The 24,832-nt window shown below is 70.7% G+C and carries 22 protein-coding genes; 5 read left to right on the plus strand and 17 right to left on the minus strand.

Going from position 1 to position 24,832, the window contains the following annotated elements; genetic code table 11:
- Positions 1–41 precede the first annotated feature (41 nt).
- From ACFY29_RS13225 to rarD, 3 genes are all read left to right on the plus strand, one after another.
- Positions 42–428, plus strand: a complete 387-nt coding sequence (locus ACFY29_RS13225) for a phage holin family protein (RefSeq protein ID WP_328422659.1) — start codon at positions 42–44, stop codon at positions 426–428.
- A 131-nt stretch (positions 429–559) separates the two neighbouring features.
- Positions 560–1,036, plus strand: coding sequence for a GNAT family N-acetyltransferase (locus ACFY29_RS13230; RefSeq protein WP_386985704.1), 477 nt, complete (start codon positions 560–562; stop codon positions 1,034–1,036).
- Between the two features lie 17 nt (positions 1,037–1,053).
- Positions 1,054–1,995, plus strand: a complete 942-nt coding sequence (gene rarD, locus ACFY29_RS13235) for an EamA family transporter RarD (RefSeq protein ID WP_386985706.1) — start codon at positions 1,054–1,056, stop codon at positions 1,993–1,995.
- Here the strand turns inward: rarD and ACFY29_RS13240 are convergent.
- Positions 1,976–2,695 carry an anti-sigma factor family protein gene (locus ACFY29_RS13240; RefSeq protein WP_386985708.1) on the minus strand — a complete coding sequence of 240 codons (720 nt, stop codon included), beginning with the start codon at positions 2,693–2,695 and terminating at the stop codon, positions 1,976–1,978. The two genes, rarD and ACFY29_RS13240, sit on opposite strands and share 20 nt — an antisense overlap.
- On the minus strand, positions 2,692–3,270 hold the full coding sequence (locus ACFY29_RS13245; protein WP_328422651.1) for a sigma-70 family RNA polymerase sigma factor: 579 nt from the start codon (positions 3,268–3,270) through the stop codon (positions 2,692–2,694). Before ACFY29_RS13245 ends, ACFY29_RS13240 begins: the two co-directional genes overlap by 4 nt.
- 177 nt (positions 3,271–3,447) lie before the next feature.
- On the opposite strand from ACFY29_RS13245, the gene ACFY29_RS13250 reads away from it, so the two are divergent.
- Positions 3,448–5,583, plus strand: a complete 2,136-nt coding sequence (locus ACFY29_RS13250; protein ID WP_386985710.1) for a PhoX family protein — start codon at positions 3,448–3,450, stop codon at positions 5,581–5,583.
- 80 nt (positions 5,584–5,663) lie between these two features.
- Here ACFY29_RS13250 and ACFY29_RS13255 read toward each other — a convergent pair whose 3' ends face one another.
- Complete coding sequence (locus tag ACFY29_RS13255) at positions 5,664–6,446, minus strand: IclR family transcriptional regulator C-terminal domain-containing protein (protein WP_328422648.1); 783 nt, start codon at positions 6,444–6,446, stop codon at positions 5,664–5,666.
- Positions 6,447–6,599: 153 nt separating this feature from the next.
- On the opposite strand from ACFY29_RS13255, the gene ACFY29_RS13260 reads away from it, so the two are divergent.
- Positions 6,600–7,808, plus strand: coding sequence for an MFS transporter (locus tag ACFY29_RS13260; RefSeq protein WP_386985712.1), 1,209 nt, complete (start codon positions 6,600–6,602; stop codon positions 7,806–7,808).
- Here ACFY29_RS13260 and ACFY29_RS13265 read toward each other — a convergent pair.
- From ACFY29_RS13265 to ACFY29_RS13330, 14 genes are all read right to left on the minus strand, one after another.
- Positions 7,805–8,890, minus strand: coding sequence for a polyprenyl synthetase family protein (locus ACFY29_RS13265; RefSeq protein ID WP_386985714.1), 1,086 nt, complete (start codon positions 8,888–8,890; stop codon positions 7,805–7,807). The genes ACFY29_RS13260 and ACFY29_RS13265 overlap by 4 nt on opposite strands.
- Before the next feature lie 91 nt (positions 8,891–8,981).
- Positions 8,982–10,535 carry an NADH-quinone oxidoreductase subunit NuoN gene (gene nuoN / locus ACFY29_RS13270; RefSeq protein ID WP_355600631.1) on the minus strand — a complete coding sequence of 518 codons (1,554 nt, stop codon included), beginning with the start codon at positions 10,533–10,535 and terminating at the stop codon, positions 8,982–8,984.
- Positions 10,532–12,067 (minus strand): NADH-quinone oxidoreductase subunit M, encoded by a 1,536-nt coding sequence (locus ACFY29_RS13275; RefSeq protein WP_355600633.1) that lies wholly within the window; start codon positions 12,065–12,067, stop codon positions 10,532–10,534. Before ACFY29_RS13275 ends, nuoN begins: the two co-directional genes overlap by 4 nt.
- 64 nt (positions 12,068–12,131) lie before the next feature.
- Positions 12,132–14,057 (minus strand): NADH-quinone oxidoreductase subunit L, encoded by a 1,926-nt coding sequence (gene nuoL / locus ACFY29_RS13280; protein ID WP_386985717.1) that lies wholly within the window; start codon positions 14,055–14,057, stop codon positions 12,132–12,134.
- A gap of 11 nt (positions 14,058–14,068) precedes the next feature.
- Positions 14,069–14,368, minus strand: a complete 300-nt coding sequence (gene nuoK, locus ACFY29_RS13285; protein WP_328422636.1) for an NADH-quinone oxidoreductase subunit NuoK — start codon at positions 14,366–14,368, stop codon at positions 14,069–14,071.
- The gene (locus ACFY29_RS13290) at positions 14,365–15,135 is read right to left on the minus strand and encodes an NADH-quinone oxidoreductase subunit J (RefSeq protein WP_328422634.1); all 771 of its coding nucleotides are present in this window, start codon (positions 15,133–15,135) and stop codon (positions 14,365–14,367) included. Before ACFY29_RS13290 ends, nuoK begins: the two co-directional genes overlap by 4 nt.
- A complete protein-coding gene (gene nuoI, locus ACFY29_RS13295) occupies positions 15,132–15,773 on the minus strand; it encodes an NADH-quinone oxidoreductase subunit NuoI (RefSeq protein WP_386985719.1) in 642 nt (213 codons plus the stop codon). The genes ACFY29_RS13290 and nuoI overlap by 4 nt, the downstream gene beginning before the upstream one ends.
- Position 15,774: 1 nt before the next feature.
- Entirely contained in the window at positions 15,775–17,127 is a 1,353-nt protein-coding gene (gene nuoH / locus ACFY29_RS13300) for an NADH-quinone oxidoreductase subunit NuoH (protein ID WP_355600638.1), read from the minus strand.
- A complete protein-coding gene (locus tag ACFY29_RS13305) occupies positions 17,124–19,631 on the minus strand; it encodes an NADH-quinone oxidoreductase subunit G (protein ID WP_386985722.1) in 2,508 nt (835 codons plus the stop codon). The genes nuoH and ACFY29_RS13305 overlap by 4 nt, the downstream gene beginning before the upstream one ends.
- Positions 19,631–20,947, minus strand: coding sequence for an NADH-quinone oxidoreductase subunit NuoF (gene nuoF, locus ACFY29_RS13310; protein WP_151489191.1), 1,317 nt, complete (start codon positions 20,945–20,947; stop codon positions 19,631–19,633). Before nuoF ends, ACFY29_RS13305 begins: the two co-directional genes overlap by 1 nt.
- Positions 20,944–22,098 carry an NADH-quinone oxidoreductase subunit NuoE gene (gene nuoE, locus ACFY29_RS13315; RefSeq protein WP_355600644.1) on the minus strand — a complete coding sequence of 385 codons (1,155 nt, stop codon included), beginning with the start codon at positions 22,096–22,098 and terminating at the stop codon, positions 20,944–20,946. The genes nuoF and nuoE overlap by 4 nt, the downstream gene beginning before the upstream one ends.
- The gene (locus ACFY29_RS13320) at positions 22,095–23,420 is read right to left on the minus strand and encodes an NADH-quinone oxidoreductase subunit D (RefSeq protein ID WP_355600646.1); all 1,326 of its coding nucleotides are present in this window, start codon (positions 23,418–23,420) and stop codon (positions 22,095–22,097) included. Before ACFY29_RS13320 ends, nuoE begins: the two co-directional genes overlap by 4 nt.
- The gene (locus tag ACFY29_RS13325) at positions 23,417–24,154 is read right to left on the minus strand and encodes an NADH-quinone oxidoreductase subunit C (protein WP_328422620.1); all 738 of its coding nucleotides are present in this window, start codon (positions 24,152–24,154) and stop codon (positions 23,417–23,419) included. Before ACFY29_RS13325 ends, ACFY29_RS13320 begins: the two co-directional genes overlap by 4 nt.
- Positions 24,151–24,828, minus strand: coding sequence for an NADH-quinone oxidoreductase subunit B family protein (locus ACFY29_RS13330; RefSeq protein WP_328422618.1), 678 nt, complete (start codon positions 24,826–24,828; stop codon positions 24,151–24,153). The genes ACFY29_RS13325 and ACFY29_RS13330 overlap by 4 nt, the downstream gene beginning before the upstream one ends.
- Between the last annotated feature and the right edge of the window lie 4 nt (positions 24,829–24,832).

Consider the following 24,832-nt stretch of genomic DNA (forward strand, 5'->3'; position numbering starts at 1 on the left):
GCGGGTTACGCCGGTGGCCGGTCCGTGGCACGATCCCCGCCATGGGTTTTCTGAAAGGGCTGCTGATTCGGCTGGCCACCACAGCGCTGGCCTTCTGGCTGGCCACACTGCTCATTCCAGGCATCATTCTGGAGTCGACCTCCGCCGTCGAGACGGTCACCACGCTGGTCCTGGTGGCGGCGATCTTCGGCGTGGTCAACGCGGTGCTCCAGCCGATCATCAAGACCGTCGGCTGTGGCTTCTACCTGCTGACCCTGGGTCTCATCGCGCTGGTGGTCAACGGCCTGCTGTTCCTGCTCACCAGCTGGATCGCCGACCAGGCCGGGCTGGGGTTCTCGGTGGACGGCTTCTGGCCGGCCGCCGTGCTGGGTGCCCTCTTCGTGAGCATCGTGACCTGGATCCTCGGCGCGGTCCTCGACCGCGACTGACCGGCGACCGCCCGGCACCGACCCGGGCCGCCCGGGGCCCCGGCCACGACCCGGAGCCCCGGGCGGTCTGGTGACCACGGATCGGGAATTGGCGTGCGCGGGGACCGCTCGGGTCAGCTAGCCTCGCCGGCGTGTTCTCGCTGACCCGCGCCGACGGCCACCTGCTCAGCACCGACCCCGCCCGACTCGATCTGGAACGGGTGCACCGCTGGCTGTCCACCGACGCGTACTGGGCGCTGGGGCGGGACCGGGAGACAGTCGCCCGGGCGTTCGCCGGCTCGCTGCCGTTCGGCGTCTACCGACCTGGGGACGGCCGCCGGGTGGCGGTGGCCCGGGCGGTCACCGACGGCGCCACCTTCGCCTGGCTCTGCGACGTGTACGTGGACCGCTCCGCCCGGGGCAACGGGTTGGGCGGCTGGCTGGCCGGCACGGTCCGCGACCACCTGGCCGAGCTCGGCGTACGCCGGATTCTGCTGGCCACCAACGACGCGCACGAGGTGTACGCGCGAGTGGGCTTCACGCCGTTGGACACCCCGGAGCGGTGGATGCATCTCGATCGGCGGCCAGCGGTGACGCCGGTCACCGGAAAGGAACAAGACGGCAGTTGACCCCTTACGGTGGAGCCGTGACGCCACTCCGCCTGGGATACCTCTACGGCCTCGGCGCGTACCTGCTCTGGGGTTTCTTCCCGCTCTACCTGAAGCTGCTGCGACCGGCCGGCCCGCTGGAGATCCTGGCGCACCGCATCGTCTGGTCGGTCGTCTTCGTGGCCCTGCTGCTGGCCGCGCTGCGCAACATCGGCTTCCTGCGGGCGCTGCTGCGCCGGCCCTGGGCACTGGCCGGGATCGTCGCCGCCGCCGCGCTGATCGCGGTCAACTGGGGCACCTACATCTACGGGGTCAACTCCGACCGGGTGGTGGAGACGGCGCTCGGCTACTTCATCAACCCGCTGGTGGTGGTGCTGCTCGGGGTGACGGTGCTGGGCGAGCGGCTACGCCCGGCGCAGTGGGTGGCACTGGGCATCGGCGCGTCGGCGGTCGCGGTGCTCACCGTGGACTACGGCCGGCTGCCCTGGCTGGCACTGACCCTGGCCTTCAGCTTCGCCGGGTACGGCCTGGTCAAGAAGCGGCTCGGGCTGCCCGCCGCAGAGGGGCTCTTCGTCGAGTCGGCGGTGCTGGCGCTGCCCGCGCTGGGCTACCTGGCCTGGCTGACCCGGCGCGCCGAGTCGACCTTCGGGCACGTCTCGGCCGGGCACACCGCGCTGCTGGTGGTGGCCGGTGCGGCCACCGCGATCCCGCTGCTGCTCTTCGCCGGGGCCGCCAACCGCCTGCCGCTGACCAACCTCGGCATGATCCAGTATCTGGCGCCGATCCTTCAGCTCGGCTGCGGCGTGCTGATCTTCCACGAGCCGATGCCGCCGGCCCGCCTCGCCGGCTTCGCGCTGGTCTGGCTCGCCCTGATCGTCTTCACCGCCGACGCCGTCCGCCAGTCGCACCGCACCCGTCTCGCCACCCGCACCCCCTCCCCCTCCCTAAGCCCTGAGCCGGTTACGGGACGGCGAAGGTGAGCAGGGGGGTGCCGTCGGCGCGTTGCAGTTCCACACTGACGAGTTCCGCGTCGGTGAAGCGGGTCGCTCCGGTGAACCGGAGGTCGTCCCCGGGCGCGGCGAGCCAGGAGCCGATCTGCTCGGTGGCACCGTTCGGGCCGTGCGCCACCAGCCGGAACGGGTACGCCTTGCCGTAGCTGGTCCGCGCGTCGTACCCGCAGTGCATGGTCACCTCGGTGCCCCAGTCGGTGCCGGTCAGCCCGATCTCGGCGTGCACCGGCCCGGCGGCGGCCACCGGTCGCATGGCGACCATCGACACCTTCGGCGCGGGCGTGCTGCCCTGGGCACCGGGGGTGTCGGGCGGGCCGGCCGGGCGGGGTAGCACCGCGCCCGTGCCGACACCGACCACCAGAGCCAGCGCGGCGGCGGCCAGGGTGGTCAGCGCATACCGCCGACGGGTCGCGGAGCGTTCACGGCGACGGCGGTTGCGGGCCTCCTCCAGCAACGCGGGCGCCCGGGCGGCGGTCGGTGGCGGCAGGAACTGCTCCAACCCCGCCGGGTCGAGGCGGCCGAGCAGCCCGGGCAGTACAGCGATCTCGGCGACGGCGTCCCGGCAGGAGGCGCAGCCGGCGAGGTGCCGCTCGTAGGCCGCCCGCTCGGCGGGGGCGAGGGCACCCAGCACGTACGCGCCATCGTCGTGCGCGAACTCGCACCGGGTCATCCCGTCACTCCCATCTCAGCCAGGACCAACCGTAGTGAGCGCAGCGCGTAGTGGGTGCGCGACTTCACGGTGCCCGGTGGCACGCCCAGCCGGGACGCCGCCTCGGCCACCGACCGTCCCTGGTAGAAGCACTCGACCAGCACCTCCCGATGGGTCGGGCTGAGCCGGTTCAGCGCCTCGGCGACCGTCCACGCCTCCACCGCGCGTTCGGCCTCGTCGACCACCTCCGGCGGTTCGGGCAGTTCGTTGGTGAACACCTCGCCGACCCGGGTCGATCGTCGCCGCCAGGCGTCGATGGCGAGGTTGCGGGCCGTGGTGAAGAGCCAGGCCCGCACCGAGCCGCGTCGCGGGTCGAGCGACTCCGGGTGTCGCCAGGCCCGCAGCAGCGTCTCCTGCACCAGGTCCTCGGCCCGCTGCCGGTCCCCGTTGACCAGCCGCAGGGCGTGTGCGTACAGCGCCTCCGCGTGCTCGTCATGCAGCGCGCGCAGCAATTGGGCGTCATGGTCGCTGATGGCGGTCTCCTCGCTTCCGGCGCGCGTCCGGCGGTGCGTCCGCTCGTGAATACGTGCGGTCATGCCGATCGGTTCAGCCCGAGGTCAGACCGGCTGTGCGTCGACCGGCACCGGCGACTTGTTCACGTCTGGTTCACATTGCGGCCGACGAGCGCTCACCGCGTCCTCCTAGCGTCCGGCAGGTACGCCTGCCGATGCCTGATCCAGCAGTGCCACTGACCTTCCCAGGAGGCTTCTCCCATGAGCGACCGTCCCCGGCTGCTCCCGCTGTTGGGTGCCAACCGCCACGGCACCCGCGACGCCATGACCTGTCTCTACCGCTGTGGAAACGCCTGCGACCACCCGGTCCCGAACACCTCCGACAACGCGTACTTCGGAGACGTGGTGAACGCGGAGGTCTCGCGGCGCGGCGTGGTCCGGGCCGGCGCGGTCGGTGCGCTGGTGCTCGGTTTCGGTGGTGCCGCGGCCGGTGCGCTGGCCGGCGCCGCCCCGGCCATGGCGGCCCCCGCCACCCCGGATCTCCCGGACGTCCCGGAGTCCTTCGGCTTCGGACGTCCCACCACCGGCGTCGGCAGCGGGGCGCTGAGCTTCAAGCCGATCCCGCCGAACAAGTTGGACACCCTGGTCGTACCGAACGGGTACGACCACGCCGTGGTGATCAAGTGGGGTGACCCGGTGGTGCCGGGCGCGCCCGAGTTCAACGTGCACAAGCAGACCGCCGCGGCGCAGTCCAAGCAGTTCGGCTACAACAACGACTTCGTGGGCGTGCTGCCGCTGGACAAGCGGGGCAACCGGGCGCTGCTCGTGGTCAACCACGAGTACACCAACGAGGACCTGATGTTCCCGGGCTTCCCCGGCCTGGACGGACTCTCGGTGGAGCAGCTGCGCACCGCGATGGCCGCGCACGGCATGTCCGTGGTGGAGCTGGAGCGGGTCGGCGGCACCGGGCAGTGGAAGCCGGTCGAGAACGGCCGGCGGCCGTACAACCGGCGGGTCACCGCGCTCGGCACGAAGTTCGACCTGACCGGCCCGGCCGCCGGCTCGGCCTGGCTGAAGACCGCCGCCGACCCGAAGGGCCGTACGGTCGTCGGCACGCTGAACAACTGCGCCGGCGGCGTGACCCCGTGGGGCACGGTGCTCTCCGGCGAGGAGAACTTCAACCAGTACTTCGTCGGTGCCGACGGCGTCCCGGCGGAGCTGAAGCCGAAGATGGACCGGTACGGCATCAGCACCGCAACCCGTTACCCCAGCGGCAGCCGCAAGTGGGAGCGCGCCGACGAGCGTTTCGACCTGGCGAAGCACCCGAACGAGGCGCACCGGTTCGGCTGGATCGTCGAGATCGACCCGTTCGACCCGGAGAGCCGCCCGCGTAAGCACACCGCGATGGGCCGGTTCAAGCACGAGGGCGCGAACGTGATCGTCACGAAGGACGGGCACGTGGTCGCGTACATGGGCGACGACGAGCGGTTCGACTACCTCTACAAGTTCGTCTCGGACAAGAAGTTCCTGAAGGGCAACTCCTGGGCCGCCCGCAAGCACAACCTGACCCTGCTGGAGTCCGGCACGCTCTACGTCGCGCAGCTGGACCAGACCAGCGCCGGCGAGATCGACGGCTCGGGCAAGCTCCCCAGTGACGGCGCGTTCAACGGCCGGGGCCGTTGGATCAAGCTGGTCAGCGGCAACCGCTCGTACGTCGACGGGATGACCGCCGCGGACGTGCTCACCTTCACCCGGCTCGCTGGCGACAAGGTCGGCGCGACCAAGATGGACCGCCCGGAGGACGTCGAGCCGAGCCTGCTGACCGGCAAGGTGTACGTGGCGCTGACGAACAACACCAACCGGGGCGTCGGCAGCAGCCCGAAGGCGGACGAGGCCAACCCGCGGACCGCCAACAAGCACGGGCAGATCCTGGAGCTGGTCGAGGACCGCGGCGACAACGCTGCCGAGACCTTCGCCTGGTCGCTGCCGATCGTCTGCGGCGACCCGACCGACCCGTCGACCTTCTTCGCCGGGTACGACAAGACCAAGGTCTCCCCGATCTCCTGCCCGGACAACGTCGCCTTCGACGCCACCGGCAACCTGTGGATCTCCACGGACGGCAACGCGCTGGGCAGCAACGACGGCCTCTTCGCCACCGCCGTGGAGGGCCCGGAGCGGGGTCACCTCAAGCAGTTCCTGACCGTGCCGCTCGGCGCCGAGACCTGCGGCCCGTTCATCACCGGTGACAACCGCTCGGTCTTCGTCGCCGTGCAGCACCCGGGTGAGATCACCGGCGCATCGGTGGAGAACCCGGCCTCGAACTGGCCGGACGGCGACTACGCCAAGCCGGGCGTGGTGGTCACCTGGCGCCTCGACGGCGGCCCGGTGGGCAGCTGACGTTACTCCGGCGGTCCGGCGCTGGACCGCCACCAGAGGCCCTCTCCCAGCCCGGGAGAGGGCCTCTCGGCGTCGTGGGGTCAGTGGTCGGCGGCGATGCCGTCGGCGACGGCCCGGGCGACCGTGAGCAGCTTGGCCCGGACGACCCGGGCGGAGGTCATCATCTCGCCGGCCGGCAGCGCGCAGGCCAGCACGACCCGCCGTTCCATGTCCTTGTCCGGCGAGACCAGCACCGCAGCGCAGGCCACCCCCTGGCGGAACTGCCCCAGCTCCAACTGCATGCCGCGCCGGTCGCCGGCGGCCAGGTCGGCCTCGAACGTCTCGGTGCTGGTCAGGGTGGCGGTGGTGAACGGGCGCATGCCGTACTCCCGCAGGTAGCGGAAGCGTTGTTCGGTGGTGAGGGTGGCGAGCAGGGACTTGCCGAGGGCGGTGGCGTGTGCCCCCTCGTCGAAGCCGGGGACCAGGTCTTCCAGGTAGGGCGAGCGGTGCCCCTCGGCGACCGCTGTGAGGGCCACCTGGCCGCCGACGAAGCGGCCCAGGTAGTGGCTGTAGCCGGTGTCGGCTGCGGCCCGCCGCAGCGTCTCACCGACGGCTGGCGGACCACGGAACGCGGTGACCAGTTCGCGGTAGCGGTCCGCCACCTCCAGCCCCACGATGTACGTGCCGTCCTCCCGACGGATCACGTAGCCCTCGTAGGCGAGGGTGCGGACCAGGTGGTACGTGGTGGCCACAGTCAACTCGCACCGCCGGGCGATCTGCTTGACGGTCAGGCCCTTCGGGGCGCGACCGACCGACTCCAGCACCCGCAGCGCTCGGGACACGCTGCGGATCAGGTCCGAAGGTTCTGCCAAGGGGTCGCGCACAACCACCTCCGCCGCCAGGGACTTACACCATATGAAAAACAGGCCCGGTGCGAAATGCCTGTTCGGGTCGAGGATGCCAGATCGTCATCAACACGTCGTACCCCGCCGGTCACCAGGAGTGATCCGAGAACGGTTCACGTAGGTTTGTCGACGATGACCGACACCGCCCTCACCTCCGCCCCGGGCACCGCCCCGGCCCGCCCGATCCGGGTCAGCGCCGGCGCCGTCGCCACCACCATCGCCTGCGTGCTGCCCGTCTTCCTGCTCGGCGGCCTCGCCGTGCAGATGGGCGCGGACCTCGGCTTCTCCCCGGCTGGCCTGGGCCTGGCCGTGGCCGTCTACTTCGGGATCAGCGCGCTGGCCTCGGTGCCCTCCGGCCGCCTGGTCGAGCGCTACGGGCCGGCCGTGGTGGCCCGCTGCGGCATCCTCCTGGCCGCCGGGTCGATGCTTGCCGTGGCGGCGCTCGCCCGGTCGTATCCGGTGCTGGTTGGGCTGCTGGCGCTCAGCGCCGCCGCGAACGCCCTCGGCCAGTTGGCCAGCAACGCCGCACTGGCGCAGCACGTGCCGGCCCGCCGGCAGGGGCTGTCGTTCGGTGTCAAGCAGGCCGCCATCCCGGTCTCCACCCTGCTGGCCGGGGCAGCGGTGCCCACCGTCGCGCTCACCGCCGGCTGGCGTTGGGCGTTCGTGGCCGCCGCCGGCGCGGCGCTGACGACGCTGCCCGCCGTACCCCGGCAGGAGCGCGGCCGTGCCCGGCGGGCCGGCGCCGGGCGCGCGGGCCGGGCCACGATGGCGCTGGTGGTGATCGGTGCGGCGGCGGCGCTGGCTGCCGCCGCGGCGAACGCGCTCGGCACCTTCCTGGTGGACTCCGCGGCCGCCCGGGGCCTGTCACCGGGTCTCGCCGGCCTAACCCTGACCCTGGGCAGCGCCGTCTGTGTGCTGGCCAGGGTCGGCGCCGGCTGGCTGGCCGACCGACGCGCCAGCGGCCACGTGGCACTGATCGCCGCGATGCTGGTGGTCGGCGCGGCCGGGCTGGGCCTGCTCGCCCTGACCGGGGCGGTGCCGCTGGTGGCTGGCGTGGTGCTCGGCTTCGGCCTCGGATGGGCCTGGCCCGGCCTGATGAACTTCGCGGTGGTCCGGCTCCACCCGCAGGCCCCGGCCGCCGCCACGTCGATCACCCAGACCGGGGTGTACGCGGGCGGCTGCCTCGGTCCACTGACCCTCGGCCCGCTCGCCGCCCACCTCGGCTACCCGACGATGTGGACCACGGCTGCGGTGGCCATGCTGCTCGCCGCCGCCCTCATGCTCGTCGGCAGCCGCCTGTTGACGCGCACCGCCGCCGGGGCGGGTCGGAGCGGGGATTAGCTGGTGCGGTCGGCGATGTAGTCGCAGAGCGATTCGAGGGCCTGGCGGGACGGGCCCTTCGGAAGCGGGGCCAGGCGCCCCCGGGCGTCCTCGGCGTAGCTGCGCACGGTCTCCCGGGCCCGCTTGAGCGCCGGGCTCTCCCGGAGCAGCCCCAGCGCCTCGGCGTGCAGCGCGTCGTCCGTCAGCGGGCCGGTGGCCAGGATCTCCCGCAGCCGCACCGAGGACGCGTCGGAGTCGTCCGCAGCGCGCGCGTAGAGCACCGGCAGCGTCGGAACGCCCTCACGCAGGTCCGTGCCGGGTGTCTTGCCCGACTGCATCGAGTCGGAGGCGATGTCCAGCAGGTCGTCGGAGAGCTGGAACGCGACGCCGATGGTCTCGCCGTACCCGGCCAGCGCCTCGATGTGCTCGGTGGAGGCTCCACTGAACATGCCGCCGAACTGGGCCGACGTGGCGATCAGGGAGCCGGTCTTCTCGGCGATCACGTGCAGGTAGTGCGTGACCGGGTCATCGTCGGCGCGCGGCCCCACGGTCTCCGCGATCTGGCCGTGCACCAGCCGGGCGAAGGTGCGCGCCTGCAACCGGACCGCCTCGGGGCCCAGCTCGGCCGAGATGTCCGCAGCGCGGGCGAAGAGGTAGTCGCCGACCAGGATGGCGACCGAGTTGGTCCAACGGGAGTTCGCGCTCGGCGCGCCCCGGCGCACGGCGGCCTCGTCCATCACGTCGTCGTGGTAGAGGGTGGCCAGGTGGGTGAGCTCCATCACCACGGCCGCAGGGACCACCTGCGGGCTGGTCGGGTCACCGAACTGGGCGCCCAGCGCCACCAGCAGCGGCCGGAACCGCTTCCCGCCGGCCTCGACGAGGTGCCGGGCGGCCTCGGTGACGAACGGGTCGGCGCTGGCCACACTGGCCCGCAGATCGACCTCGACCGCGTCCAGCAGACCCAGCACACATGCCTCGACGCGGGGATCGGCGAGATGGAGGCCGAGCGCGCCGAACTGACTCGTGCTCGCCCGACCCCGACGACCGCCGGAGCCGGTGGCACCTGAACGCTCGCCAGCCGGAATCACCACGCTATCAACCATGCCACACCCGTTCTACCTGCTCCGGGTCGGGGATATGCACCGGGGACCGGCACACGAACGTGTGCCGGTCCCCGGTTTGCCGAGGCTCTGGTCATCGCACGAAGTCGGCGGCTCCGGCAGCCAGGTCGAGCAGCGGCGCCGGGGCGACACCCAGCACCAGGGTGGCCAGGACGCCGATCATCAACGCGGCGGAGGTGAGTCCACCGGGCACGGTGACGGTCGGGGTGGACTCGCCCGGCTCGGAGAGCCACATCATGACCACGACCCGCAGGTACGGGAAGGCCAGCACCATGCTGGTCAGCACACCGGCGATCACCAGCCAGGCGTGGCCACCGTCCAGCGCCGGCCCGAAGACCGCGAACTTGCTGGTGAAGCCGCTGGTGAGCGGGATGCCGGCGAAGGCCAGCAGGATGAACGTGAACAGGCTGGCGTAGAACGGCGAGCGCCGGCCCAGCCCGGCCCAGCGGGACAGGTGGGTGGCCTCCCCGTCGGCGTCCCGGACCAGGGTCACGACCGCGAACGCGGCCAGCACCGAGAAGCCGTACGCGACCAGGTAGAACATCGTGCCGGAGAGCCCGTCACTGCTCGGCGACAGCACACCGACCAGCAGGTAGCCGGCGTTGGCGATGGAGGAGTACGCGAGCAGCCGCTTGATGTCGGTCTGGGTGACCGCGAGCACCGCGCCGACCAGCATGGTCAGCACCGCCACCGCACCGAGCACCGGGGTGAAGTCCCAGGCGGCACCGGCGAACGCGACGTGGAAGACGCGCAGCAGCGCGCCGAACGCGGCAACCTTGGTGCAGGCGGCCATGAAGCCGGTGATCGGGGTCGGCGCGCCCTGGTAGACATCCGGCGTCCACACGTGGAACGGGGCCGCCGCGGCCTTGAAGAGCAGGCCGATGGCGAGCAGCGCCATGCCAGCGAAGAGCAGCACCGGGCTGGCCGGCGACTCGGTCACCGCCGCGTTGATCGTGGCGAAGTCGACCCCGGCACCACGACCCGGGATCCCGGAGGTGAAGCCGTAGATCAGGGCCACCCCGAACAGGAAGAACGCCGAGGCGTACGCGCCGAGCAGGAAGTACTTCATCGCCGCCTCCTGGCTCAGCAGTCGCCGGCGACGGGCCAGCGCGCAGAGCAGGTACAGCGGCAGCGAGAAGACTTCCAGTGCGATGAACATGGTCAGCAGGTCGTTCGCCGCCACGAAGATCAGCATGCCGCCGATCGCGAACGTGGTGAGCGGGTAGACCTCGGTGAGGCCGTTGCGCCCCTCGGCCTGCTGCCGGTCGTCGGCCGACTCGGCGGTCACCGCGGCCTGGGCGACGAACGCCCCGCCCCGCTCCACCGTCCGGTCACCGATCAGCAGCAGCGCCATCGCGGCCAGCACCAGGATCGCGCCCTGGAGGAAGAGCGTCGGTCCGTCCACCGCGATGGCCTGGCCGGCGGTGATGAGCCGGTCGTCGGCGTTGAGGACCACCATGGTCAGCGCGGCGAGGACGGCCAGCAGGGCCAGCGTCAGCTGCACCACGTGCCGCAAACGCCGGGGCACGAAGGCCTCGACCAGCACGCCGAACAACGCGACACCCAACATGATCATGATTGGGGCGAGCGCCGCATAGTCGAGCGACGGCAGTTTCAACTCGGTCACTTTGCCGCCTCCTGGACGGTGCCGCCCACCGACGGGGCGGGGTCGGTCCTGCCGATGTCGTCCATGGTCGCCTGGACGGCGGGGTTGATCACGTCAGTGACCGGCTTGGGGTAGAAGCCGAGCAGCACGATCAGCGCGATCAGGGGGGCGACCACGACCTTCTCGCGCAGGTTGAGGTCCCGGCGCATCCCCTCGACCTCGGTCAGCGCCGGGTTGAGCGTGCCCTGGGTGGTGCGCTGCACCATCCACAGCACGTACGCGGCGGCCAGGATGATGCCGACCGTCGCGATGACCGCGACCGGCTTGTTCACCGTGAACGTGCCGATCAGCACCAGGAACTCGGAGATGAACGGCGCGGTCCCGGGCAGCGCGAGCGAGGCGAGACCGGCGAAGAAGAGCACCCCGGCGAGCACCGGGACCAGCTTGCCCGCGCCACCGAAGTCGCTGATCAGCGCCGAGCCGCGCCGCGAGATCAGCATGCCCACCACCAGGAAGAGCAGGCCGGTGGCCAACCCGTGGTTGAGCATGTAGAGCACCGCGCCGGTGCCGGCCTGGGTGGTGAAGGCGAAGATGCCCACCCCGATGAAGCCGAAGTGCGCGATCGAGGTGTACGACACCAGCCGCTTGAGGTCGTTCTGGCCGACCGCCAGCAGCGCGGCGTAGACGATGCCGATCACGCCGAGCGCCAGCGCCCACGGCGCGAACCACTTCGACGCCTCGGGGAACAGCGGCAGGCAGTAGCGCAGGATGCCGAACGTACCGACCTTGTCCAGCACGCCGACCAGCAGCGCCGCGGCGCCCGCGGGGGCGGCGCCACCGGCGTCCGGCAGCCAGGTGTGGAACGGGAAGAACGGCGCCTTGATGGCGAACGCGAGGAAGAAGCCGAGGAACAGCCAGCGCTCGGTGCCGGTGCTGATGTCGATCTGCGACAGCGCCTGCCAGTCGAAGGTCTTCCCGCCGACGACCCACAGCCCGATCACCGCGGCCAGCATGAACAGGCCGCCGACGAGCGAGTAGAGGAAGAACTTCACCGCCGCGTACTGCCGCTGGTGGCCACCGTAGCTGCCGATCAGGAAGTACATCGGCACCAGCATGACCTCGAAGAACACGTAAAACAGGAAGACGTCGGCGGCGGCGAAGACGCCGATCATCGTGCACTCGAGGACCAGCAGCAGCGCGAAGTAGACGGGCACCGACCGCTTCGACGACTCCGCGTCGTGCCACGACGCCAGGATCACCAGCGGCACCAGCACCGCGATCAGCATCAGCATCACCAGCGCGATGCCGTCGGCGGCGAAGGTGAAGTTGACACCCCAGTTCGGGATCCACGAGTAGGACTCGCGGAACTGGAACCGGTCACCGCCTGCCTTGAAGCTGACCCACATCACCACGGAGAGCACCAGCACCAGCAGCGACCAGACGAACGCCACCTGCTTGGCCAGCTCCGGTCGGTGGCGCGGCAGGAAGGCCACCACCAGGGCGCCCACCAGTGGCGCCACGGTGAGCACCGAGAGGAACGGGAAGTTGGACATTATGCGGCCTTACCTCCGTCGTCACTGCGTGGTCCGCCGGCGGGGGCGGCCGGAAAGAGGTCGATCACGCCAACCACCCCGCCTGCACGGCCAGGAACGCCGCCATCACCAGCAGCGCACCGGCCAGGATCGAGGTGGCGTACGAGCGGACGAAGCCGGTCTGCAGCCGCCGGAGCCGACCCGAGCCACCGCCGACCCCGGCGGCGAGCCCGTTGACCAGCCCGTCGATGCCCCGGTTGTCGAGGAAGACCAGCGCCCGGGTGAGGAAGATGCCCGGCTTCTCGAAGACCGCCTCGTTCACCGCGTCGGTGTAGAGGTTGCGCCGCGCGGCGGTGACCAGCACCCCGGCCGGCTGCGGCGCGGTGGCCGTACCGGCCCGGAACAGGAACCAGGCCAGCCCGGCGCCGAGCACGGTGACCAGCAGCGAGAGCGCGGTGATCACGGTGTGCGAGAGGACCGCCTCGTGCCCCTCCTCGTGGCCGCCCAGCCCGGCGGTCGCCGTCAGCCAGTCCGGTACCGAGGTGGCGAGCAGGAAACCGGCACCCACCGAGCCGACCGCCAGCAGGATCAGCGGGATCGTCATCAACGCCGGCGACTCGTGCGGGTGCTCGATGTCCTCGGTCCACCGCTTCGGGCCGTGGAAGGTGAGCACGAAGAGCCGGGTCATGTAGAACGCGGTCAACCCGGCGCCGAGCAGCGCTGCCCCACCGAAGAGCCACGCCGTCCAGTCCGTCCGCTCGAAGGCGGCCACGATGATCGGCTCCTTGGAGAAGAAGCCGGAGAACGGGAACATGCCGATGATGGCCAGCCAGCCCATCATGAAAGTCAGCCAGGTGACCTTCATGTACTTCGACAGCCCACCGAAGCGGCGGATGTCCACCTGGTCCTTCATCCCGTGCATGACCGAGCCGGCGCCCAGGAACATGTTGGCCTTGAAGAAGCCGTGCGCCAGCAGGTGCACGATGGCCAGCGCGTACGCCCCGCCGCCCAGGCCGACGCCGAGGAACATGTAACCGATCTGGCTCACCGTCGACCAGGCGAGCACCCGCTTGATGTCGTCCTTGGCCGCACCGATGATGCAGCCCATCAGCAGGGTGAGCGCGCCGACGCTGACGACCACGAGCTGAAGCGTCGAGTTGGCGGAGAAGATCGGGTTGGACCGGGCGATCAGGTAGACGCCCGCGGTGACCATGGTGGCGGCGTGGATGAGCGCCGACACCGGGGTGGGGCCCTCCATCGCGTCCGGCAGCCACGCCTGGAGCGGGAACTGGCCGGACTTACCGGCCGCACCGAGCAGCAGCAGCAGGCCGAGCACCAGCACGGTGGCGCCGGTCAGCGCGCCGACACCGTTGAACACCTCGTCGTACTGGGTGGTGCCCAGGGTGGCGAACATGATGAAGATCGCGATGGCCAGGCCGGCGTCGCCGACCCGGTTCATCAGGAACGCCTTCTTGCCGGCCGTGGCGGCGCTCGGCCGCTCGTACCAGAAGGAGATCAGCAGGTACGACGCCAGACCGACGCCCTCCCAGCCGACGTAGAGCATCACGTAGTTGTTGCCGAGCACCAGCAGCAGCATGGCCGCGACGAACAGGTTGAAGTACGCGAAGAACCGGCGGCGGCCCGCGTCGTGCGCCATGTACTCCACCGCGTACAGGTGGATCAGGAAACCCACCCCGGTGATCAGGAGCACGAAGACCGCGGCCAGCGGGTCGAACAGCAGGCCGAAGTCGACCCGCAGGTCACCGACGGCGATGAAGTCCCAGAGGCTCAGCTCGACCGACTTGTTCTCCAGGCCGCGAAGCTGGAAGAAGAAGGACAGGCCGAGAACGAACGCGGCACCGATGGCGGCGACGCCCAACCAGTGCCCCCAGCGGTCGGCCCGCCGGCCTAGCAGCAGCAGGATGGCCGCGCTGACCAGCGGGATCGCCACCAGCAGCCAGACGCTGCTGAGCAAGCCCGTGGCACCGGCGTACTGCACAGTCTCTTCCACTTGCTTGCCCCTTAGTACTTGAGCAGGTTGGCGTCGTCGACGCTCGCGGAGCGTCGAGTCCGGAAGATCGACATGATGATCGCGAGCCCGACCACGACTTCGGCCGCCGCCACCACCATCACGAAGAACGCCATGATCTGACCGTTGAGGTCGCCGTTGATCCGGCTGAAGGTGACCAGGGTCAGGTTGGCCGCGTTGAGCATCAGCTCCACGCACATGAACAGCACAATCGCGTTGCGCCGGATGAGCACCCCGGCGGCACCGATGGTGAACAGCACCGCAGCCAGCACGAGATAGTGGTTGGGCGTCACTGGTCGGTCCCCTTCAGCGAGGTTTCCTGGGCGGTCAGCTCCCGCACCGGCAGGATGTCCGGCGTGCTCCGCTCGGTGAGCCGCCCGTCTGGCAGCCGCGCCGGGGTGGCCACCGAGGAGGACGTCGCGAAGACACCGGGGCCCGGCTTGGGGCCGGGGTAGTTGCCCGGCGCGAAGCGGGCCCGCATGGTCGACGGCTGGTCGACCTTGTCCTGCTTACGCCGCTCGACGTGCGCGAGCACCATGGCTCCGACCGCCGCGGTGATGAGCAGAGCCGAGGTCAGCTCGAACGCGAAGACGTACTTGGTGAAGAGCAGCCGGGCGATGCCCTGCACGTTGCCCTCCGCGTTGGCCTGCTCCAGGCCGACCGCGGTGGTCCCGTCCATCGCCCGGTAGAGCGCGCTGCCCACCAGGCCAGCGAAGCCCAGCCCGAGCACGATGGCGGCGACCCGCTGACCGCGCAGCGTCTCGATCAGCGAGTCGGAGGCGTCCCGGCCGACCAGCATCAGCACGAACAGGAAGAGCATCATGATCGCGCCGGTGTAGACGATGATCTGCACCATGCCGATGAACGGCCCGGCCTGGAGCACGTAGAACACGCCCAGGCAGAGCATGGTGAGCACCAGCCAGAGCGCCGAGTGCACGGCGTTGCGGGCGGCCACCATCCCGATCGCGCCGATCAGCGCGAGCGGCGCGAGGATCCAGAAGGTGACCTCCTCGCCGCCGGACACCCCGCCCGCCGCGGCCAGCACCGTAGACGTGGTCATGCTCCCTCTCCCTTACCGACCGCCGCGCGTTGGGCGGCCTGCTCGGCGCCCGGGAACGTCACGCCGGGGTGCTCCTCGACCTGGTAGCGGTCGGGGCTCATCGGGGACTTCTCGGCACCGGCAGAGGTGCCCGGGTTGTCCAGCGCGCCGATGTAGTAGTCCTTCTCGCTGTCGCCCAGTCGCATCGGGTGCGGCGGCTGCTCCATGCCCTCAAGCAGCGGCGCGAGCAGCTGCTCCTTGGTGAAGATCAGGTCCTGCCGGTTGTCCCGGGCCAGCTCGTACTCGTTGCTCATGGTGAGCGATCGGGTCGGGCAGGCCTCGATGCACAGTCCGCAGAAAATGCACCGGGCGTAGTTGATCTGGTAGACGCTGGCGTACCGCTCACCCGGCGAGAAGCGCTGCTCGTCGGTGTTGTCGCCGCCCTCGACGAAGATCGCGTCCGCCGGGCAGGCCCAGGCGCACAGCTCACAGCCGATGCACTTCTCCAGCCCGTCCGGGTGCCGGTTGAGGATGTGCCGCCCGTGGTAGCGCGGCGCCGACACCGGCGGCTTGAACGGGTAGTCGGTGGTGACGACCTTCCTGAACATGTGCGAGAAGGTGACCCCGAATCCCTTGAACGTTCCGGTGATCGCGCCCACGTCACACCTCCCTGGAGTCCGAGCCGGCGACGATGTTTGCCGGCTCCCGCTCGGCCACCACGCGCGTGATACGCGGGCTCGGTGGTACCTGTAGATCCATCGGTGGCAGTGGGAAGCTGCCGTACGGGCGGCTGTCCACCTGTTCCTGCATGGTCGGCTTCGGCTGCGGCCGGCGGTTGGGCCAGAACAGCGTGGCGATCAGCAGGAGGCCGGCCGGGATGCCGACCGCGATCAGCTTGCCCTGCGAGTCCCAGTCCTCGATGGAGCGCAGGCCCGACAGGACCAGGATCCAGACCAGGTTGATCGGCAGCAGCACCTTCCAGCCGAAGCGCATGAACTGGTCGTAGCGCAGCCGGGGCAGCGTGCCGCGCAGCCACACGAAGACGAAGACCAGCGCGATCACCTTGCCGAAGAACCAGAGCAGCGGCCACCAACCGGAGTTGGCGCCCTCCCAGAGCGTGATCGGCCACGGCGCCCGCCAACCACCCAGGAACAGCGTCGTGGTGACGGCGGACATGGTCACCATCGCGACATACTCGCTGAGCATGAAGAGCGCGAACTTCAGCGAGCTGTACTCGGTCATGTAGCCGGCGACCAGCTCGGACTCGGCCTCGGGCAGGTCGAACGGCGCCCGGTTGGTCTCGCCCACCGTGGAGATGAAGAAGATGATGAAGCTGGGCAGCAGCAGGATCGCGTACCAGCCCGGCGCCGGGATCGAGTTGCCGAAGATGGTCAGCTCGGTGCCGTGCCCCTGGGCGGCGACGATCCCGCTGGTGCTCATCGTGCCGGCGGTCATGAACACCGCCACGATGGAGAGCCCCATGGCGACCTCGTAGGAGATCATCTGGGCGCTCGACCGCAGGCCGCCGAGGAGCGGGTACGTCGAGCCGGAGGCCCACCCGCCCAGCACGATGCCGTAGACGCCCATCGAGGAGCAGGCCAGCAGCAGCAGTACCGCCACCGGCACATCGGTGACCTGCAGCGGCGTCTGGTGGCCGAAGATGCTCACCATCGGGCCGAACGGCACCACCGACAGCGCGGTGACCGCGCAGATCACCGAGATGGTCGGGGCGAAGAAGAAGACGACCTTGTCGGCCGCCTTCGGCAGGATGTCCTCCTTGAAGGCCATCTTCAGGCCGTCGGCGAGCGTCTGGAGCAGACCGAACGGGCCGGCCTGGTTGGGGCCGGGCCGAACGGCCATGCGGCCGACGACCCGTCGCTCGAACCAGACGCCGAGCAGCGTGGCCAGCACGGCGACGACGAAGGCCATGACGACCTTGATCAGGACCAGCCACCACGGATCCTGGCCGAAGTCGGCCAGCGTCGGATCCTGGGCCAGGTAAGACGGGCTCACTGGTTACCCCCAGCGTTGAGGAGCGGACCGGGGAGACCGGCTTCGTCCGCCGCCACGCGCCCGGCCGGGACGGCCACGCTCGGTGCGGGAACGGAGATCCGGACGACCGCGCCGGACGTCGCCCCGAGGCTGCGTCGCACGGTCGAGCCCGGTGAGTTGGTCGGCAGCCAGACCACGCCGTCCGGCATCTCGGTGAGCTCCGCCGGCAGGGTCAGCGCCCCCCGGTCGGTGCCCACCGTGACCGGGTCGCCGTCGGTGACGCCGAGCGCCTCGGCGGTGCCCTTGCCCAGCCGGACCACCGGCGGGCGTGCGGTGCCGGCGAGGTCCTCGTCGCCGTCGATCAGGGTGCCCAGGTCGACCAGTTGGTGCCAGGTGGCCAACACGGCCTCCCCGGTGCCCGGGTGCGGCACGGTGCCCGGCACCACCGACGGCGCGGCCGGCCGCTGGGTGCGCGTCGCCGGCAGCGAGCCCAGCTCACGTCGCACGCTCGGCACGTCGGCGGTGCCCAGTCGCACGTCGAGCAGCGCGGCCAGCGCGTCGAGCACCCGGCCGTCGGTCATCGCGGCGGTCTGCAGCACCGCCTCGAACGGACGCAGCCGGCCCTCCCAGTCCAGGAAGCTGCCGGCCTTCTCGACCACCGGGGCGACCGGCAGCACCACGTCCGCCCGCCGGGTCACCGCGCTGCCGCGCAGCTCCAGGCTGACCAGGAACGGCACCGCGTCCAGGGCGGCCTCGGCCAGCCGCGGGTCGGCGAGGTCGGCCGGGTCCACACCGCCCACCACCAGCGCGCCGAGCTGCCCGTTGGCGGCGGCCGACAGAATCTGATCGGTGTCCCGACCGGCCTGGCTCGGAATCACCCCGGCCGGGATGTCCCACGCCTCGCCCAACTCGGCCCGGGCCGCCGGCTCGGTGACCAGCCGGCCACCGGGGAGCAGGTTGGGCAGGCAGCCCGCGTCGACCGCACCGCGGTCACCCGCGCGCCGCGGCACCCAGGCCAGCTTCGCGCCGGTACGCCGGGCCACGTTGGCCGCTGCGGAGAGCCCGCCCGGCACACTGGCAAGCCGCTCGCCGACGATCAGGATCGCGCCCGGCGCGCTCAGCGCCTCGGCGACCGTGGCGTGCTCGGCGAGCACGCTGGCCTCCTCGCCCGGCACCACCCGGGCCAGCTTGGCACCGAGCTTCTCCAGGCCACGGGTGGCGAACGGCGCGAGCGCGTACACCGTCAGCGTCTTCTTCAGGTACGCCTTACGCAGCCGCAGGAAGAGGATCGGGCACTCCTCCTCCGGCTCCAGGCCGACCAGCACCACCGCCGGCGCGTTCTCCACGTCGGTGTAGGTGACGTCGGTGACCCCAGCGACCGAGCTGGCCAGGAAGTCGGCCTCCTCGCGGGAGACCGGCCGGGCCCGGAAGTCGATGTCGTTGGTGTTCAGCGCGACCCGGGCGAACTTCGCGTACGCGTAGGCGTCCTCGACGGTCAGCCGACCGCCGGTGAGCACCGCGGTGCCCTGTCCGCCTTCCCGGGCCGCGTGCAGCCCCTCGGCAGCCACGGTGAGCGCCTCACTCCAGGACGCCTCCCGCAGCTCACCGGTGCGCTTGTCGCGGACCAGCGGGGTGGTCAGTCGGTCGGTGGCGCGGGCGTACTGGAAGCCCCACCGGCCCTTGTCGCAGTTCCACTCCTCGTTCACCGCCGGCTCGTCGCCGGCCAGCCGGCGCAGCACCTTGCCGCGCCGCCAGTCGGTGCGCTGCTCGCAGCCGGCCGAGCAGTGCTCGCAGACGCTCGGGCTGGAGACCAGGTCGAACGGGCGGGCCCGGAACCGGTACTGGGAACCGGTGAGCGCGCCGACCGGGCAGATCTGCACGGTGTTACCGGAGAAGTAGGAGTTGAACGGCACGTCACCCGCGTCGCCCTGCTCGCCGTACGCGTCGTCCCGGTAGATGTTGATTTCCTCGGCGGACGACCGGCCCATCAGGTCGATGAACTTGTCGCCGGCGATCTCCTCGGAGAACCGGGTGCAGCGCTGACAGAGCACGCACCGCTCGCGGTCCAGCAGCACCTGGCTGCTGATCGCCATCGGCTTCTCGTACTCCCGCTTGTGCTCGTGGAAGCGGGAGTCGGTGCGGCCGGTGGACATCGCCTGGTTCTGCAGGGGGCACTCGCCGCCCTTGTCACACATCGGGCAGTCCAGCGGGTGGTTGAGCAGCAGCAGCTCCATCACCCCCTCCTGCGCCTTCTTGGCCACCGGGGAGGTGATCTGGGTACGGACCACCATGCCGTCGGCGACGGTCTGGGTGCAGGAGGCGACCGGCTTGCGCTGCCCCTCCACCTCGACCAGGCACTGCCGGCACGCGCCGGCCGGTGCCAGCAGCGGGTGGTCGCAGAACCGGGGGATCTCGGTGCCCATCTGCTCGGCGACCCGGATCAGCAGCGTCCCCTTGGGGGCGGTGACCTCGACGCCGTCGATGGTGAGGGTGACCGTGTCGGTCTGCTTGGCTACGTCCGTCATCAGTGAGCTCCAACCAGCTGCTTGTCGGAGAGCTTCGGCGCGGTCCGTCCCTCGATGTAGTCGAGGTAGTCCTGCTTGAAGTACTTCAGCGACGAGGTCACCGAGCTGGTCGCGCCGTCGCCGAGACCGCAGAACGAGCGGCCGAGGATGTTGTCGCAGGTGTCCAGGAGGGTGTCCAGGTCCTCGTGGGTGCCCTGACCGGCGAGGATCCGCCGGTAGACCCGAACCATCCAGTAGTTGCCCTCACGGCACGGGGTGCACTTGCCGCACGACTCGTGGTGGTAGAACTCCAGCCATCGGTACGTCGCGTAGACCGGGCAGTCCTGGTCGGAGAAGATCTGGGTGGCCGTGGTGCCGAGGATCGAGCCGGCCGCCGCCACCCCCTCGAAGTCCAGTGGCACATCCAGGTGCTCGGCGGCGAGCAGCGGGGTGGACGAGCCGCCCGGGGTCCAGAACCTCAGGTTGTGGCCAGGCTGCATCCCACCGGCCAGTTCCAGCAGCTCGCGCAGCGTGACGCCCATCGAGCACTCGTACTGGCCGGGGTTGGCGACCCGCCCGGAGAGCGAGTAGATCATCGGCCCGGAGGACTTCTCGGTGCCCATGGTCTTCCACCAGTCGGCTCCGCCGAGCACGATCGGCGGCACGCTGGCGATGGTGCCGACGTTGTTCACCACCGTCGGGCTGGCGTACAGGCCGTGGGTGGCCGGGAACGGCGGCCGCAGCCGCGGCTGGCCCCGGAACCCCTCCAGCGAGTCCAGCAGCGCCGTCTCCTCGCCGCAGATGTACGCCCCGGCGCCGGAGTGCACCACCAGCTCCAGGTCGTAGCCGCTGCGCAGGATGTTCCGACCGAGGTAGCCCTTGTCGTACGCCTCCTGGACCGCGTTGCGCAGCCGGCGCGCGGCGTGCACCGCCTCGCCCCGGATGTAGATGTAGGCGCGGCTGGCCCGGATCGCGTACGACGCGATGATGACGCCCTCGACCAGCGCGTGCGGGTCGTGCGTCATCAGCGGCAGGTCCTTGCAGGTGCCCGGCTCGCCCTCGTCGGCGTTGACCACGAGGTAGTGCGGCTTGCCGTCGCCCTGCGGGATGAAGCCCCACTTGAGACCGGTGGGGAAGCCGGCGCCGCCCCGGCCGCGCAGCCCGGAGTCCTTGATCAGCTGGATCAGGTCGTCCGGGTGGGCCTTGAGCGCCTTGCGCAGGGCGGCGTAGCCGTCCAACTGCTCGTAGGTGCCGATCCGCCAGGCGTCCGGGGACAGCCAGCGCTTGGTCAGCACCGGCGTCAGCTTGGCCAGCGTCTCCGGGCGGGGAGTGGTCACTTCTGTGCCCCCGTTTCGCTCGCGGCGGAGTTCGCGCCACCGGCGCTCGCCGACGCTTCGTTGAGATTGCGCTCCTGCGCGCCGGTGGAGTCACCGGCGGGCTTGCCGTCGCCGGCCGGCTCGTTGGCCGCCACGCCGGCGGCCTGCGCCTCCTGCGCGTCACGCGGGCCCGGCGGCGAGGTCTCCGCCGGAACCTTGGTGCCGGGCGCGTCCGGCACGGCGGTCGCCGCGTCCGGCTGCCGGGTCTCAGCGGTACGCACCTGCGGCGACTTGTCGTCCGGCGCCTTCACGTCCGGCGCGGTGCTGCCGGTCACCGCAGCGGCGGGAACCGGCTGGCCGGTGCCGGGCGTACCCGTCGGAGCGGACGCGCCGTCGCCACCCTTCACCGGGGTGACCGGCTTGGCGGGCGCCTCGGCCGGCTTCGCGCTGGCCTCGGCGGCCTTCGCCTTCGCCGCCGCCTTGTCCGCCTCTGCCTTGCTGCGGATCGGGGTGTTCGGGTCGAAGCCCGGCACCGAGACGCCGTGCTGCTGCGCCAGCCGCAGCCCGCGCAGGGTGGGCTCGCCCGGCCCGCCGTCGGCGACCGCGCCGTCCCGCTCGTCGGCGAAACCGGCGAGCTGCACCGCCATCTCCTTGAGCGTGCAGAGCCGAGCGCCCCGGGTCGGCATCGGCCGCCCGCCGGCGCGCAGCTCGTCGACCACGCCGACCGCGGTGGACGAGTCCACGCCGTCGAAGAAGTCGTAGTTGACGGTCATCACCGGGCCGTAGTCGCAGGCCGCCAGGCACTCGGCGTGCTCCAGGGTGATCTTCCCGTCGGCGGTGGTCTCGTCGTGCCCGACGCCGAGGTGCTCGGCGAGGGTGTCGTAGACCTCCTGACCACCGAGCACGTTGCACATGGTGTTGGTGCAGACGCTGACCAGGAAGTCGCCGGTCGGCTTGCGCTTGTACATGGTGTAGAAGGTGGCTACCGCGCCGACCTGCGCCTTGTTCAGGCCGAGCACCTCGGCGCAGAACGCGACGCCGGACGGGGAGACGTACCCCTCCTCCGCCTGAACCAGGTGCAGCAGCGGCAGCAGCGCCGAACGGGACCGGTCCGCCGGGTAGCGCGCGATGATCTCGCGCGCCCGCTCCCGGGTCGTCTCAGTGAAAGTCATCGGTCACACCCACCCATCACGGGGTCCAACGAGGCGCCGCCGGCGATCACGTCGGCGATCAGGCCGCCCTCGGCCATCGCCGGGAGGGCCTGGAGGTTGACGAAGCTCGGCTCCCGGTAGTGCACCCGGTACGGCCGGGTGCCACCGTCGGAGACCGCGTGCACGCCCAACTCGCCGCGGGGCGACTCGATGCCGACGTACACCTGGCCGGGCGGGACCCGGAAGCCCTCGGTGACCAGCTTGAAGTGGTGGATCAGCGACTCCATCGACTGACCCATGATCTTCGCGACGTGCTCCAGCGAGTTGCCCATGCCGTCGACGCCGATGGCCAGCTGCGCCGGCCAGGCGATCTTGCGGTCGGCCACCATCACCGGGCCCGGCTTGAGCCGGTCGAGGGCCTGCTCGACCAGCTTCATCGACTCCCGGATCTCGGCGAGCCGGACCAGGTAGCGGCCCCACACGTCACCGTCGGAGTGGGTCGGCACGTCGAACTCGTACGTCTCGTAGCCGCAGTACGGCATGGTCTTGCGCAGGTCCCAGGCGAGGCCGGCGGAGCGCAGCACCGGGCCGGTGACGCCGAGCGCGAGGCAGCCGGTCACGTCCAGCACTGCCACGTTCTTCGTGCGCTGGGTCCAGATCGGCTGGCCGGAGAGCAGGTCCTCGTACTCCTTGAGCCGCTTCGGCAACAGCTTGAGGAACTGCTGGATCTTGTGGATCGCCTCGTCCGGCACGTCCTGCGCCACGCCGCCCGGCCGGACGTACGCGTGGTTCATCCGCAGGCCGGTGATGGTCTCGAAGATGTCGAGGATGTACTCCCGCTCGCGGAAGCCGTACAACATCATGTTGATCGCGCCGAGTTCCATGGCCGTGGTGGCCACCCAGACCAGGTGCGACGAGATCCGGTTCAGCTCCATCATCAGGACCCGGATCGTGGTGGCCCGCTCGGTGATGTCGTCGGTGATGCCGAGCAGCTTCTCCACCGCGAGGCTGTAGGCCGTCTCGTTGAACAGCGGGGCCAGGTAGTCCATCCGGGTCACGAACGTCGTGCCCTGCACCCAGTTGCGGTACTCGAGGTTCTTCTCGATGCCGGTGTGCAGGTACCCGATGACCGACCGCGCCTCGCGGACCGTCTCGCCCTCCAGCTCCAGGACCAGCCGCAGCACACCGTGCGTGGACGGGTGCTGCGGACCCATGTTGACCACGATGCGCTCGTCGTTGATCGGGTCGGTGCCCGAGACGATCGTGTCCCAGTCCCCACCGGTGACGGTGAAGACCCGACCCTCGGTGGTCTCGCGTTCGGTCGCGTAGTTCGACGTGGTCACTGGTAGGACCTCCTCCGGTCCGGTGGCGGGATCTCGGCGCCCTTGTACTCGACCGCCACGCCACCGAGCGGGTAGTCCTTGCGCTGCGGGTGGCCCTCCCAGTCGTCCGGCATGAGGATCCGGGTCAGGTTGGGGTGGCCGTCGAAGACGATGCCGAACATGTCGTACGCCTCCCGCTCCTGCCAGTCAGCAGTCGGGTAGACGGCGGTCACGCTGGGCAGGTGCGGGCTCTCGACGGAGACCGCGGCCTCCAGCCGGACCCGACGCCGGTAGGTCATCGAGGTGAGCAGGTAGACCACGTGCAGCCGGCGCTCGTCGGCACCGAGATAGTCCACGCCGGACACCGACGAGCACAGCTCGAAGCGCAGCGCCAGGTCGTCCCGCATCACCTGGCAGACCTCGGCGATGCGCTCCGGGCGGACGTGCAGGGTCAGCTCGCCCCGGTCGACCACGACCTTCTCGATCGCGTCGCCGAAGGCCGGGTACGCCTCCTCCAGCGCATCGCGGACCTCGTCGAAGTAGCCGCCGTACGGGCGGGTGGCCTCCTCGATCGGCTGGCGCTGGCGGACCAGGCCGCCGTAGCCGGACACGTCGCCGGTGCCCTGGTTGCCGAACATCCCCCGGCCGGCCGGGCTGGCCGGCGGGTACTCGGCCGGGGCGGTGCTGCTGGCGCCGGCCGGCGTGACCGGCACCGGCACCCCGCCGTCGTTGTTCTTCTCGTTCGGTGCGGTCACTTCGGGCCCCTGTGCGCGTGGAGATGGTTCTGGGCGTTCATCCAGTTCTCGATCCGCAGCTGCTCCTCGCGCCCCTCGCGGACCGCCTGGGTCCACTCGGCACGCCGGGCCTTGTCGCTGCGGTACGAGGACGGCATCGAGCCGTAGGGCACGACGGGGACGTCACCACGCTCCTGACGGGCCTCGAGCATCTTGCGGCCGTTCGGGCCCAGCGGCTCATACATGATCTTCTCGCGGAGCTTGAGGATCGCGTCGATGAGCATCTCCGGCCGGGGCGGGCAGCCGGGCAGGTACATGTCGACCGGCACCACGTGGTCGACGCCCTGCACGATCGCGTAGTTGTTGAACATGCCGCCGCTGCTGGCGCAGACGCCCATCGAGAGCACCCAGCGGGGCTCGGCCATCTGGTCGTAGATCTGGCGCAACACCGGGGCCATCTTCTGACTCACGCGGCCAGCCACGATCATCAGGTCGGCCTGCCGGGGCGAGGCCCGGAAGACCTCCATGCCCCAACGGCCCATGTCGTAGTGCGGACCACCGGCGGCCATCATCTCGATGGCGCAGCAGGCCAGGCCGAAGGTGGCGCCCCAGAAGGACGTCTTCCGCGACCAGTTGACCAGCTTCTCCACCGAGGTGAGCAGGACGCCTGCGGGGAGCTTCTCCTCGATGCCCATCTGA

The sequence above is a fragment of the Micromonospora sp. NPDC000668 genome, assembly GCF_042897975.1.
Taxonomy (GTDB): domain Bacteria; phylum Actinomycetota; class Actinomycetes; order Mycobacteriales; family Micromonosporaceae; genus Micromonospora.

Coding starts and splice junctions, on each gene's coding strand:
- nuoE (WP_355600644.1), bottom strand. CDS start 22,098: ATGACTTTCACTGAGACGACCCGGGAGCGGGCGCGCGAGATCATCGCG.
- ACFY29_RS13245 (WP_328422651.1), bottom strand. CDS start 3,270: ATGACCGCACGTATTCACGAGCGGACGCACCGCCGGACGCGCGCCGGA.
- ACFY29_RS13265 (WP_386985714.1), bottom strand. CDS start 8,890: ATGGTTGATAGCGTGGTGATTCCGGCTGGCGAGCGTTCAGGTGCCACC.
- ACFY29_RS13240 (WP_386985708.1), bottom strand. CDS start 2,695: ATGACCCGGTGCGAGTTCGCGCACGACGATGGCGCGTACGTGCTGGGT.
- ACFY29_RS13250 (WP_386985710.1), top strand. CDS start 3,448: ATGAGCGACCGTCCCCGGCTGCTCCCGCTGTTGGGTGCCAACCGCCAC.
- ACFY29_RS13290 (WP_328422634.1), bottom strand. CDS start 15,135: ATGACCACGTCTACGGTGCTGGCCGCGGCGGGCGGGGTGTCCGGCGGC.
- ACFY29_RS13275 (WP_355600633.1), bottom strand. CDS start 12,067: ATGTCCAACTTCCCGTTCCTCTCGGTGCTCACCGTGGCGCCACTGGTG.
- ACFY29_RS13330 (WP_328422618.1), bottom strand. CDS start 24,828: ATGGGCATCGAGGAGAAGCTCCCCGCAGGCGTCCTGCTCACCTCGGTG.
- ACFY29_RS13260 (WP_386985712.1), top strand. CDS start 6,600: ATGACCGACACCGCCCTCACCTCCGCCCCGGGCACCGCCCCGGCCCGC.
- ACFY29_RS13305 (WP_386985722.1), bottom strand. CDS start 19,631: ATGACGGACGTAGCCAAGCAGACCGACACGGTCACCCTCACCATCGAC.
- ACFY29_RS13225 (WP_328422659.1), top strand. CDS start 42: ATGGGTTTTCTGAAAGGGCTGCTGATTCGGCTGGCCACCACAGCGCTG.